Origin of the sequence: Collinsella sp. LCP21S3_A3, assembly GCF_052118905.1 — a bacterium.
Classification (GTDB): Bacteria; Actinomycetota; Coriobacteriia; order Coriobacteriales; family Coriobacteriaceae; genus Collinsella.
Genome location: NZ_JBQKGH010000002.1, coordinates 36,102 through 49,038 on the forward strand (window position 1 = coordinate 36,102; position 12,937 = coordinate 49,038).

Consider the following 12,937-nt stretch of genomic DNA (forward strand, 5'->3'; position numbering starts at 1 on the left):
TGCAATAAACAGACGGAAAACTCCAGCTACGGAGACGGGTTTCCGAGGTGCCGCAGATTGCCCCGAAAGAGGAGCGCCGCGTACTTGGGTACGCAAGCGACGGTTTGAGGGGCAAGGTGCGGTGGCTCGGGAAGCCGCCGGGACAGGTCAACTTAAAACTGATTCAGGAAACGCATATCGCCTGTCATGAGCGTTCTGAGGTCGGGCAGGTCGTAGCGCAGGGCCGCGACGCGCTCGGCGCCAATGCCAAAGGCGAAGCCGGTGTACTTCTCGGGGTCGATGCCGCAGTTGATCAGGACGTTGGGGTCGACCATGCCGCAGCCCAAGATCTCGATCCAGCCGCTGTGCTTGCAGAAGTTGCAGCCCTTGCCGCCGCAGACGTGGCAGCTCACGTCCACCTCGCAGGAAGGCTCGGTGAAGGGGAAGAAATGCGGGCGGTAACGCGTCTTGCGGTCCTCGCCAAACATGCACTTAACAAAGTAGTCGAGCGTGCCCTTAAGATCGCCAAAGGTGATGCCCTCGTCGACGACCAGGCCCTCGATCTGGTTGAACTGCGGCAGGTGACAGGCGTCGGCCGTGTCGGGACGGTAGACGGTGCCCGGGCAGATCATGTAGATGGGCGGCTTCTGCGACTCCATGGTGTGAATCTGCACGCCCGAGGTCTGGGTGCGCAGCAGCACATCGGACTCGCCGTGGGCATGCGCCTCGGGGTGCGCGACGCTGCCGGGGTTGTTGTCGACCACATAGAAGGTGTCGCGGGCCGAGCGGCTCGGGTGATCCATGGGGGCGTTGAGCGCGGTGAAGTTGTAGTAGGAGGTGTCGACCATGGGACCGGACTCGACGGTGTAGCCGATACCGCTAAAGATATCCTCGGCCTCCTCGATGATCTGCTTGATCAGGTGCTGGTGGCCGATCTGCGGACGAATGCCCGGCAGCGTGATGTCGACGGCCTCGTGCTCCAGTGCGTGCTTGAGGGCGGCGGCCTTCATCTCGGTGGTGCGCTCGTCGAGCATGCCCTCGATCAGCTGGCGCATCTCGTTGGCGCGCTTGCCCATAACGGGGCGATCCTCGGGGGCGAGCTTGCCCATCATGCGCATCAGGCCGGTAATACGACCCTTGCGGCCGAGCAGCTCAACGCGCGCAGCCTCGAGCTTGGCGGCGTCGTCGGCGCCTGCGACGAGCTCCTTGGCCTCTTCCTCGAGTTTGACCAGATCATCAATCAGACTCATGTCTTCCCTTTCGTCTCTCGCGTTCCCCGCTCGCCAGGACGACTGCCGCCGTCTGGCGTTGCAAAAACGCGGCCCGGTTCGGTAACAAAAAACCGTCCTCGGGCATGTGCATTGCCCAAGGACGGTTGAATTCCGCGGTACCACCTTGTTTGACCCGGCGGATGTCTGGCCCGCCGTGCCCACTCTATGCCCCTTATCGCGAGGCTCACGGCTTCCCTACTGGGGCTTCGCCGCCGCTGGCCGCGCGCCCGTTGAGGTTGCTGCTCGGGAGTGAACGCTTGGCCCTTGCCACCGCAGGAAGGCTTGCAGCCCATGACCTTCCCTCTCTTGCCGGCGACGCGGCGGGCAAAACCCTCTCCGTCAACGCATTGGGCTATAGGATAACACATTCTGCGAGCATATCGCCGCGTTCCGTTTTGTTCGCACTGGGTACAAGGCGGGTAGCTGTGCAAACTGGCCGCACGCCCACCCGTGGCGTCCGGTCTGCGAGATCAAGGATATAGGTATGGGAAAGAAACTCGATAAGAAAGCCAAGGCCGCCGTGGCCAAGGCCTCTAAGAACGCCAAGGCGGGCAAGGGCATCAAGAAGCTCCGCAAGCTCGAAGGCAAACTATGGACCCGCGAGTACCTGCTCAAGATTGCCGAGTTCGATGGCGCGACGATTGCCCCCGCCAACGGCGCTGCGGCCCGCGCCGATGCTATGGGCACCCTTGCCGGCGAACATCACAAGCTCCTGACCAGCAAAAAGTCCGTCGAGCTTGTAAGCTCGCTGGCACACGAGACCGTCGCCGGCGGCAAGATCGACGACCCACAGCTGCTCGACGAGATCCGTGTGCTCGGCCGCGACCAGCGCGAGGCAAGCGCCATTCCCACCGAAGAGGCCGAGGCCTGGACCAGGCTCACCTGCGAGGCCGACGCCGTGTGGCACAAGGCCAAGACGGCCAACGACTGGGCGAGCTTTGAGCCCTACGTGGATAGAATCGTCGCCCAGCTCAAGCATCAGGCCGAGCTCATGGACCCCAAGCACGACCCATACGATGTTTGGCTCGACCAGTACGAACGCGGCCTTTCCGCCAAGAGCTTCGATGCGTTTTGTGACGAGGTCAAGGCCACCGTCGTGCCGCTCGTTCACGCCATCGGCGAGCGCGGGCAGCAGCCTACTGCCGACTTTTTGCACGCGCATGTGCCCGAGGCCGCCCAGCGCGCCATGAGCTTCGACCTGATGAAGCTCGTCGGCCTTAACCTGGACGACACCACGCTCGCCTTTACCGAGCACCCGTTTAGCGAGGGCTTCTCGGTGGGCGATGCGCGCATCGCCACGCACATCTACGAGAACGACTGCATCTCCAACGTCTATAGCATCATCCACGAGGCGGGGCACGCCATGTACGAGCTGGGCGTCAATCCCGCTTACGCGCGTACGTGTCTGGAGGGCGGCACCTCCATGGGCATTCACGAGAGCCAGAGCCGCTTTTTCGAGAACACCGTAGGCCGCAGTCGCGCTTTTATGGGCCCGCTGCTCGAAGTGCTGCGCCGTCACGCGCCCGAGGTCTACGGCAACGTGGACGAGGACACGCTCTACCACGCCGTGAACATCGCGCAGCCGTCGCTGATCCGTACCGAGGCAGACGAGCTCACCTACCCGCTGCATATTATGGTGCGCTACGAGATTGAGCGCATGCTGTTTGCCGGCGAGGCCACGGCCAAGGACATCCCCGCGCTTTGGAATCGCCTTATGGACGAGTACCTGGGCATTCCTGTTCCCGACGACACGCGCGGCTGCCTGCAGGATACGCACTGGAGCGGCGGCTCGTTTGGCTACTTCCCCACGTATGCGCTGGGCAGCGCCTACGATGCCATGTTTGTGCCGGCCATGTGCCGCGACGGTGTCGACCTTAACGGCGCCTGTGCGAGCGGCGACCTGGCACCCGTCCGCGCTTGGCTGGGCGAGCACATTTGGCAGTGGGGCCGCGCCAAGGACGCGCCGGAGCTCATCAAGGGCGCGTGCGGTATGGCATTCGACGCCCGCTACTACTGCAGCTACCTGCAGGACAAGTTCACCACGCTGTACCAGCTGTAAGGATTGACCTGCACGCCATCGCCAACGCCAACCATGTTGACGTCGATGTCTTGGCAACGTCAGCGAAAACGGCCCCAAGCGAGCAGGGTGACGTGAAATGAAAGGGCGCTGGCCTTCTGGTCGCGCCCCTGAAATTGAACGCCAGATTGCCGCTTGGGGCCGTTTGTAGCGTCGAGCGGTTACGCGGTTTGGTAAAACTGCGTAACTACAGAGCCTCCAGCGCGGCGGCGATGCGCTTCATGGCGGCGTCGGCGGCGTCTTGGTCGGGGGCCTCGGCCAAAACGCGAATCACCGACTCGGTTCCGCTCTTGCGCACCAGCACGCGGCCCTCGCCTGCCAGCAACGCCTCGGCCTCGGCGATGGCGGCCTGCACGCCCGTGCTACCCAGCGCAGCATCCTTGTCCGCCACGCGTACGGCAACCTGCGCCTGCGGCAGCAGCTTGCACGGCACCGCGAGCTGCGAAAGCGTCTCGCGTTCGGCACGAATCACTTCCATTACGCGCAGCGAGGTCATTATGCCGTCGCCCGTACGCTCGATATCGCCAAAGATCGTATGGCCCGTCTGCTCGCCACCCAGGCTATAGCCGCCCTCGCGCATCTTGGCATACACGTGGCGGTCGCCCACGCCGCTGGTCACGGCACTCAGGCCGGCAAGCTCCAGCGACTTAATCAGGCCAAAGTTGCTGGCGATCGTCGGCACCACGGTACCGCCCGAGAGGCGCCCGTGCTTGTTGAGATACACGCCGCACACGTACAAAATCTGGTCGCCGTCGACCACGCGGCCGCGCTCGTCCACAGCCAGGCAGCGGTCGGCATCGCCGTCGTAGGCAAAGCCCACGTCCAAGCCTTGCTCCACCACATGGCGCTGCAGGCGCTCCATATGCGTAGAGCCGCAGTCGACGTTAATGTTAAAGCCGTCGGGTGCGGCGTTAATCACGCGCACATCGGCGCCGAGCGCATCGAACACCGGCTTGGCGACAGAGGACGCCGAGCCGTTGGCGCAGTCAATGCCAATCTTGACGCCCTGCAGCGAAAAGTTCGCGCTTGCAATGAGCGAGGCAATATAGCGGTTGCGGCCCTGCATATAGTCCACCGTGGCACCAATCTGGTTGCCCGTGGCCAGCGGCACCTCGCCCTTGCCATCGATATAGTCCTCGATGAGCTCCAGCACGTCCTCGTCCATCTTAAAGCCGTCGCTGTTGACCAGCTTAATGCCGTTATCGCAAAACGGATTGTGGCTCGCACTGATCATGATGCCGCAATCGAAGCAGCCCTCCACGGTCTGATGCGCCACGCCCGGCGTTGGAATCACGTGCAGCATATATGCGTCCGCACCGCTCGCGACCAGGCCACTCACCAGCGCCGCCTCGAACATGTAGCTCGAACGACGCGTGTCCTTGCCCACGATCACGCGTGCTTTGCGCTCGCGGTTGGCGCCGTAATACCAACCCACAAAACGGCCGATCTTGTACGCATGCTCTACGGTCAGCCCGACGTTGGCCTCGCCGCGAAATCCGTCGGTGCCAAAGTACTTCATATCTTACTTATCCTGTTCGAACGTTTGAGCGGTTGGTGTGGTGCGAACCTCAAGCTCTTTGTGCCCAGAGTCCTTCGAAGTCGTGACCGTGTACTCAACCTTTATGTCTTGTCCAAGAAGCATGTGGACGCCGCCCCATGCAACCTTCAGGCCATCGTGCGTCGCTTCGCTCATCTCGATAGAACCGGAGCCCGAAGTCTTAATGTCCGAAATGCTGCCTCCCGCGGGAGCATAGAGATAGAGTCTCAGCACCTCGTCATCAATATCCTGGCTAATGCCGTTATGGCCCCGGAAATAACCAGGCATCTCGGCCTTCTCCTGAGGGGTCATCGTGTTCTTGAGCGTAGTGGTCACTCGATACGTCGTCGAACCGTCGGCATTTTCAACCGAAGAATCGATGGTGACTCGCTTATCGAGAAACCAATCCATCTTTGAGTAACTGTAGTTGTTCACATAGACGCCCAAGATCGGAGCCTCCGACGTATCGGTTTGGAGAGCGCCGGAGATGCCAAGGTCCTTCGCGGCCTTTTCCTCGTCGTCGTTTCTCGAATACATGAGGATGCGACCCTCGGAAGCACCCTTTTCGATGGCGGCAGCAATCTGAGTAATATCGCTGGAGCCCAGTTCGTCCACGATCTTGTTAAAAGCTGATCCGGCAACCGCCGCAAAAATGGCGTCCTGTTCCTCTACCGGGTAATTCCAATAAACATCGTGCATCAGTACCTTTGCAGCGTTGCTTCCGTCGACGACGGTGCCGTCGGGAAGCTGCGTGCCGCCTACAATGCCGAGCATATACTGCAAAAATACCGGATCGACTGCAAATACGCCGTCGATGTCATCTCCGACAATGGCCTTCTGCATATCGCTGACAAGCTGAGCCGCACGCGGATAATCGGGCGTCATCGTAACGTCGCCCATCGTGTATCCGAGCGTGTTGAATCCCGTCAGGCCCCATCCGGTCGTGAACAAGTTTGCCTCTTCATCGGTGATGGGAAGCGGACTCAAAGGCTCTTTCATCAAGTCGACTTTGACAAAATCGCCCAGTTCGAGCTTACCGTCAGTCACCGACATCACGCCGCGAGAACCCGGGAAACCGCCGCAGGCGCGGATCTCGACATTGCTCATCGCGAGCACAAGATAATGGCGCGTCTGACCGTTGGCGCCGAGCATCTGGGGCAGAACGGGGGCGACCTTCTCCGCCGCGTCAACCGCGCCGTTGAGGGTGGCAAAGCCGTCCTTTGCCTTATCGACCAGCTCGGTCACCTGGGCGATATGCGTATCGCCAATACCCTGAATCTTTTCATTGGCGCTCTTGAACGCCCTCGAGCTATCGGAGAGCGAATCGGCGACCGCCTGCAGCGCGGACACGTTGATTGTTCCGTCCTGGAACAGCTTGCCGGGCGTTGCCTGAGCGAGATTATCGGCCATGGGGACCAGCGCGCCGCTCGAAACATCGGACAGAGCGTCGACCATGGTGCGGACGGCATTAATGTCGCTGCCGTACACCGGGACAAACGAGGCCATCGTCCACAGCGGGCTCGAGGTCTCCGCCTTCATGCTGCTGCAAAGGTCGTTGATCTTCTTCGCATCGTCGGGTAGGGTCGAAAAATCGCCCGACGTGACCTTACCCTTAAGGTCTGCGACGATACCCACGGCCTCCTTTGCCTGGGCCTTCACGGTCTTTGCCGAGTTAAAGAACATGAAGCAGCTCACGCCAAGTGCAACGAGGACAACCGCGACGACAGCAACGACCGCTGTGGCGGCATAACGGTTCTTGTTCTCGCCCTTGCGATGACGATGACGGACCAACCCGTCCGACGTCGTGCTCGACGAAGTGCCGCCGCCGTAGTTCAGGCCAAAATCGTAATAGTCTTCTTTGGAACCCGAGCCCACAAACTCGGCACCGCTATCGTCCAGACGGGCAAACGTGCCGGTCTCGGAAGCTCCCGTGTAAATCGTGCCCAAGTTGCCCGTGATGCCTGCATCCTTGAGCGACGAGGTGTTGCCGGCAGCATTGGCGCTGACTGCATTGCCTGCGGGATTTGCGGAGACCTCGCGCGGTGGCACTGCGGGGGTAGCCCCGGTCGCAGCGGCCTGACCGTTTGCGCGGGCGGCCTTTTTTGCCTTCTGAGATTGCTCATACAGAGCGGTAAACATCGCCGTCTCGCCCGGAGACGTGCGATTGCCGGCGCCGTTCTGGCCAATGCCGCCCGGAGCGCCGGGCCTTCCCGCCCCATTAGAACGCGGCGGGACCGCCGGACGGCCGTCTCCGCTACCCTTAAAATGATTTCCAGCCATAGAGAAATCCTCACAATACAAAAGTCGATAAACGTTATCAGTTTATGTCATATTAAACGCGCGCAGCTAAACTCCAGACATGCGTCCTGATTACACGCAACATGCGCGAATCCCTATTCAGTTTTTAACTTGTATCAGCCGCTGCGTCGACTACACCGTCAAAAACACCATCGCGATAATCATGGCAAAACCCGCCAGGTCGGTGGGCAAAAATACCGTCCCCAGCATAAGAGCGCTGGTAATAGTGGCAGAGACCGGTTCCATGGTTCCGATAAGGCTCGCACGAACCGAGCCGATCTCCTTAACGCCCTGCATATAGAACATATAGGCAAAAAACGACCCAATCACGATGAACACCGCGAGCGCGCCGACACCCGAGGGCTCGAGCGCCGGCATGTGTGCCCACGGCTGGGTAAAAATGCTCAGCACGATTCCTGCCGAAAGCATAGCTGAGCCCGTGACAACCGAGCTGCCGTATTCCTTGAGAATTCCGGCCGGAATAATTGCCATGCAGGCACCGCCCACGGCGCACAAAAGGCCCGCGAGCAGGCCCATCGGCGAAATGCTCAGCGTACTGGGGTCGCCACCTGTGGCGATAAGAAACGTTCCGCCCAAGGCGAGCAAAACACCAAGCGTCTCGCGCGTGCGCGGAAGTCGATGCGTGGCAACGCAGGCATACCCCATGACGACCACCAGCTGCAGGCACTGGAACACCGTCGCCGTGCCCGCGTTGGTTAGGCGCACGGCAGACAGATAGCAAATCTGGTTGAACAGCAAGCCAAAAATCGTAAACAGGATGAGCTGCTTGCAGTCGGCGGGGGTAGTCCACAATTTAACCAAGCGGTCGCGATCCTTGTTGAGCACGACGAGCATAAAGAGCAGGCCGGCGCAAACCTGGCGCATGCTCATGAGCCAAAACGTCTCGATATGGCAAACATCGAAGAGGTAGCTGGCGCAGGTGCCAGAAAATCCCCAGAACGTTCCGCCGGCAGCCGCGGCAAGCACACCCAGGGCCATCTTGCGCGTCTGGGCGTCGTTGAGGCGGTCGCGCCATGCACGGCGGGTGCTGCGGCTGAGCTCATCGGTGCCCTCGGGCACATCAATGTTCGATATATCGGTCATCGGCACCGAAGCCCCTGCGCCTTCGACCTGCTCGACACGCTCTTTGCTCATCCCGCTCCCCCGAAACAGCCTGGAAACAATTCGGCTTACCTTACCACGGCGAAGGCACCAGCTGGGAGCTTGTCCGCTTATCGGTAGGACAATTCCGCAGACGTCTCTTCCATGGTTCGGCATTGCAACGGCTTTGCATTATGCGATAGCCAAATCGCGGCAGCGAGCTCTTTTAAAATGGGCGCGACAAAGCCCTTTGATTCCACAACGTTAGCGATTTTAAAAAATATTCTTGCCACCGAGTTCAAGCTCCGTTATATTATCCCTTGCGCACTTGCGCACCCTTGATCGGGCGTTTAGCTCAGGGGGAGAGCGCTTCCCTGACACGGAAGAGGTCAGAAGTTCAAATCTTCTAACGCCCACCAAATGTTCGCAGCCCAGAGGCTATGCCTCTGGGCTGTTTTGTTTTATGTGCTAAGCCAAAAGGGCGCCGTGGCACCCAAAACCGCTTCGGCAGCTCCAATAACCATCCCAATCGAGGCTGATACCGCCTCTACATAACCGGCAATCATCCCGGCAGACCCCAAGTTGCTTCGGTATCGCCGGCAATTACCCCTGCCACACCCAAAGTCGCCCAGGCAACCCCGGCGACCGCCCCAACCAGCCCCAAAATCACCCAAACAGCCTTGGCGACCGCCCCAATCAGCCCCAAAATTACCCAAACAGCCTTGGCGACTGCCCCGATCTGGCCTTCGCAAGCCTCGCGGCCACATCCGGACAGCCTTCCCATAATCAGGTCTAATACTTTTCCCGAGAAGTGAACGACCTTATTTGGACCCCCGAAGCATCCACACTTTTTACAGCCAAAACCGCAGGATTCCAATGATAAAACCGCAGGAAATAAGCCACCAAAAGTGTCGATGTTTCGGGGGTCCGTTTTGACTCGTTCACTTCTCGGGAAAGTATTAGACCTGACAATGAGACCCTTGGTCCCATGCCCAGCAACCGCCCCTACCAATGTTGACGCGCCTCGATTACGGCCTGCCAAAGCTTAAACCGCTTCGCTTCGACGCGCTTGAGGGCAAAGTATCGCTGCTCCTCGCTCATGGGCTTGTTAAAAATGGGTCGCTTGTTCCGGTGCAGCTTCCGTCGGATACGTTCGCACAGCCGGATGAGCTTGTCGTAGTCATTTGCCTGCTCAGTCGTCACGGTGAAGTGTGCCACGCCGCTCAACAGCTCCAACTCGTTGCGGCGCTCGGCATCCTTGTAAATCTTCTCGCGTCCGTCATGAATGGCATCGCTATCGTAATCGACCATCGCGGTCAGCACCTCTGGCAGCAGTCCGGCCTTTACTTTATCCATGCCCACCTCGACTTTAGCCGTAAGCGTTATGTCGGGTGTGCGCTCCAACACGCGAAGCTTGTGATCACGTCCGTCATTGTATCCATCGCGAATGAAGACCTTCTTGTTAAGTTCGGCCTTGCCCAATGCATACCCGCCGTAGCGCGCAGGCAGCGACATAAACATGCAGAGCCCCGACTCCCTCGGAGAGCGCGACCCCTCGATCACATATGCAAGCAGCGCCTTTGCCTTCGCGATACCCCTCACCTTGGGTGACTTCTCGATATACGCCGCGATGAGCTCCTTAGTCGTGAGCCTGCTATCGCGCATGCCCGCATCCCTGCCTGTTACCCCACCGGGAGCAAGGTTATCCAGCCGGTAATCCGATGTCATCGCATAGCCGGCATAGACGGCCGCTGCCATATCGCCATCGTGCACAGCCTGCAAAAACGCCAGCTCGGGAGAGCACACATACGCATCAAGGTCGCCCATCCAGTGGCCCAGCGAGATAAACGAACCCGCCGGGAGCTCGTTGGTGCACAGATGCGTCTTAACATGCTTGCTCTGCCGACGGCCGGCGCGCGACGGCACCAGCAAATCCAGCGTTTCGATTCCCAGGTCATAGCGATCGATAACCTCCTGCGCTTCTTGGTCCAAGAGCGCACAGGCACCTGCAATCGACACGACCTCTGGCTCCGAATCCCCAAAGCGAGGGTTCGGCATGTGCGCCAACAGCGCCAATGCGGCGTTATGTGAAACGATAAAGTACCTCATGGCGCGAAGATAGCACGCACGCCGGCGGCGGCTGGCGGTCCTGTTAAGTTTCCGGTAAACGACCGGCGGTTTTTTCGCCGAGGTGCGCCAAAGTGTTCATTCGACGATGCCCAAACCGCAATCCGTCAAGCTTTTGGCAAGGTTGCCGCTCAACTGGCCAAAAGTCGACCATCTACTTGCCAGTTTATCCAAGGCGTAACCAACCAGTCCGCACCGCGGCTTCTCGGCAAAACGCCACAACGTCCACACCCTGCGGTATCCTTGAGCCACTTACACCTGCAGCACCAAGGAGCCACCATGCGCACCGAGCTCGATGTTCCCTTTTCGCGCAAAGAAGAAGCCAAGGCGCTGGGCGCCAAATGGGACCGGACCAAGAAGATCTGGTATGTACCCAGCGGCGTCAACCCCGAGCCCTTTGCCGAGTGGCTGCCCGGTGTTGACCGATCCGACCCCTCTGCGCCGTATATATATCTAGTACTAGGCAAGCGCGAGTGCTGGAAGTGTCACAAAGAGACCTCGGTCGCGGCCTTCGGCATTCCCTATCGAGCCGATGACGGCGAGGGCATCGCCATCGCGCACGCACCCAACAAGGCCGGGCACATTGCCATCGACACGACCAATGCCAACGCGCTCGCCATTGTTCCCGCTCTTGGCTGCGTCCCGGGCGAGATCCGCGACTATCTTTCTAAGCGCTGTGGCTACAAGCCCGTAGGCGCGCGAGCCTCCAAAGCCCCGTCACTCGGCAACACGTGCAACTGTTGCGACGCGCTGCAAGGCAGCCGCTATCTGTTCGAAGAACCCTCGTCCCCGTTTGCCCTCACTGCCATCAACAAGCTGCCGGCACTGGAGTTTGTGCGCGTCGAAGTTGCCGGCGTCTTTGGCGTCCCGGCCACGCATACCAATTTTGACCAGGCACTCTTTACCTGGGCACGCGACCATCACGCCGAGTTCCACAAGCAACTCGGTGAGGGAATTTATTTGTAGAGACGGAGAGGCCTTCACAGCCAGCTCCTCCGCATCACCTATCCCCCGTCGCAAACGTCATACACGATATCGAGGCCGCAAACAGGGCATTTCTCCGGATACACCGGCATATGAACGCCCGTCCGTTTTCTCACTTCGTCGCTGAGTCTGTCGCGCGCATCGATGAACCGAATATCGAGACACGATATTTGTGAGCCGCAATAAGGACAGGCGACGGCAAACGACCCGCAATCAACCTCTACGCCCGGAAACATATTGTTGTCTATAAGGGCACACGGCAGTTTTCCGTACTTCCCCATCGCAATATCGCCTCGCCAGCTCACACGCGCTCCTCTCTCGCTATCCAAATCAGGAAGAGCATGCACCGGCGGGCGTGCACGAGATTGCATCGCCACGCGATCCGATCAAACAACACGATCGTAAAAGACCGCCAAAGCCAAATACGCTAATACGGCAGAAGCCCCGCCTTTTCACGCTTCTTTTCCGAGCGATCGAACTCAATGCGATGGGCCTCAAGAAACACCGCATTGGGTCGCCACTGACGCTCATTCGGCTGCCTTAGCGTCGCACCTGCAAAGGAAGCGTAGTCGGTCTTATCCAGCAGGTACGATCCGCACAGCCGATATTCGCCGCAAACAGGCTCAAACGAAATCAGATGAGCATCGAATAGAGCATGAAAGTCGCGCCGAAGCAGAATGCCGTTGCTGGCAACCTGCGATTTGGGTCCCGAGTAATTCTCGATATGTGCAGCCTCCAGTGCCTCGTTAACCCCACAACCCGACACCGCGCAGCGACCATCATAGGCGGCAATGAGCTGCTTGCGGAACCATTGCTGCCCCAATCGCTCGCGTCTCAACGCATAGCGAGCTTTTTCGTCATCGGTCGCACTCTGTCCGGCAAACTCAATGTCGGCTGACATGTGCTTCAGATAGCTCATGTCGGACGCAAAACGAGGGTCCGGTCCACCTTTATGAACGGGACCATGCAGAACAAACCAGCCGTTTTCGGGCTCAAACCGTTCAACAAACGCAAGGCCGAGCACCTTATAGCCCACCTCGGTTGCAAATATGACTCCAACTGGAACGCCATATTCCATGCAGTTGAGCATTTTACGGTTGTAATTCTGGTCTCGAGAACCAACGACACCTGGCGCTTGAACCGAATACTTAATGACCCACGTACCGTCATCCAAATAGAGCGGAGGAACATCGGTGTAGAAGCTCTTTTTAGAGTTATGGACCGAAAGCGCAAAGATCTTATTGGGATCTTGCTTCACCCGATCCTGGCCCGGCCAGAAGATCCCTGAATCCCGCGTTACGGGAAAGAAGTCCGCGCCAATTCTCAAACGATACTGATACTGAGGGCTATCTTCCTTGGTGCGGTGCGGAAGGCTGGTCCAAACGCCGCCGCGCTGTTCCTCACCCAGAAACCACTCCCATGCCTCAACGTATTCGGAAGGCACGAGACTGCAGGCACGGTCATAGCTTGGTCCATCCATCAACGGAACAGCAAGGTCAATGTCGTTCATCGCCAGCACCTACAACCATACGAACGCGAGTCATGCCCCTCAATAATATGGCC

At 59.2% G+C, this 12,937-nt stretch carries 8 protein-coding genes and 1 tRNA gene; 3 read left to right on the top strand and 6 right to left on the bottom strand.

Annotated features, from left to right (window positions below; genetic code table 11):
- Positions 1 to 152: 152 nt before the first annotated feature.
- Complete coding sequence (gene pheS / locus ACTQ0H_RS01400; RefSeq protein WP_154517607.1) at positions 153 to 1,229, bottom strand: phenylalanine--tRNA ligase subunit alpha; 1,077 nt, start codon at positions 1,227 to 1,229, stop codon at positions 153 to 155.
- A 505-nt stretch (positions 1,230 to 1,734) separates the two neighbouring features.
- Here pheS and ACTQ0H_RS01405 point away from each other — a divergent pair.
- Positions 1,735 to 3,309 (top strand): carboxypeptidase M32, encoded by a 1,575-nt coding sequence (locus tag ACTQ0H_RS01405; protein ID WP_441063976.1) that lies wholly within the window; start codon positions 1,735 to 1,737, stop codon positions 3,307 to 3,309.
- A gap of 205 nt (positions 3,310 to 3,514) precedes the next feature.
- On the opposite strand, the gene glmM is transcribed toward ACTQ0H_RS01405, so the two are convergent.
- From glmM to ACTQ0H_RS01420, 3 genes are all read right to left on the bottom strand, one after another.
- Positions 3,515 to 4,846: a phosphoglucosamine mutase gene (gene glmM / locus ACTQ0H_RS01410; protein ID WP_441063975.1), complete on the bottom strand. Its 1,332-nt coding sequence runs from the start codon at positions 4,844 to 4,846 to the stop codon at positions 3,515 to 3,517.
- Positions 4,847 to 4,849: 3 nt separating this feature from the next.
- Complete coding sequence (locus tag ACTQ0H_RS01415; RefSeq protein WP_441537669.1) at positions 4,850 to 7,144, bottom strand: DUF4012 domain-containing protein; 2,295 nt, start codon at positions 7,142 to 7,144, stop codon at positions 4,850 to 4,852.
- Between the two features lie 150 nt (positions 7,145 to 7,294).
- Entirely contained in the window at positions 7,295 to 8,317 is a 1,023-nt protein-coding gene (locus ACTQ0H_RS01420) for a DMT family transporter (protein ID WP_441537670.1), read from the bottom strand.
- Positions 8,318 to 8,607: 290 nt separating this feature from the next.
- Between ACTQ0H_RS01420 and ACTQ0H_RS01425 the strand changes: the two genes are divergently transcribed.
- Positions 8,608 to 8,682: transfer RNA gene (locus tag ACTQ0H_RS01425), tRNA-Val, on the top strand.
- Positions 8,683 to 9,268: 586 nt separating this feature from the next.
- Here the strand turns inward: ACTQ0H_RS01425 and ACTQ0H_RS01430 are convergent.
- Positions 9,269 to 10,282: a hypothetical protein gene (locus ACTQ0H_RS01430; protein ID WP_427719129.1), complete on the bottom strand. Its 1,014-nt coding sequence runs from the start codon at positions 10,280 to 10,282 to the stop codon at positions 9,269 to 9,271.
- Positions 10,283 to 10,669: 387 nt separating this feature from the next.
- On the opposite strand from ACTQ0H_RS01430, the gene ACTQ0H_RS01435 reads away from it, so the two are divergent.
- Positions 10,670 to 11,356, top strand: a complete 687-nt coding sequence (locus ACTQ0H_RS01435; RefSeq protein ID WP_441048999.1) for a DUF5710 domain-containing protein — start codon at positions 10,670 to 10,672, stop codon at positions 11,354 to 11,356.
- Positions 11,357 to 11,801: 445 nt separating this feature from the next.
- Here the strand turns inward: ACTQ0H_RS01435 and ACTQ0H_RS01440 are convergent, their stop codons facing one another.
- A complete protein-coding gene (locus tag ACTQ0H_RS01440; RefSeq protein ID WP_441038653.1) occupies positions 11,802 to 12,884 on the bottom strand; it encodes an HNH endonuclease in 1,083 nt (360 codons plus the stop codon).
- Between the last annotated feature and the right edge of the window lie 53 nt (positions 12,885 to 12,937).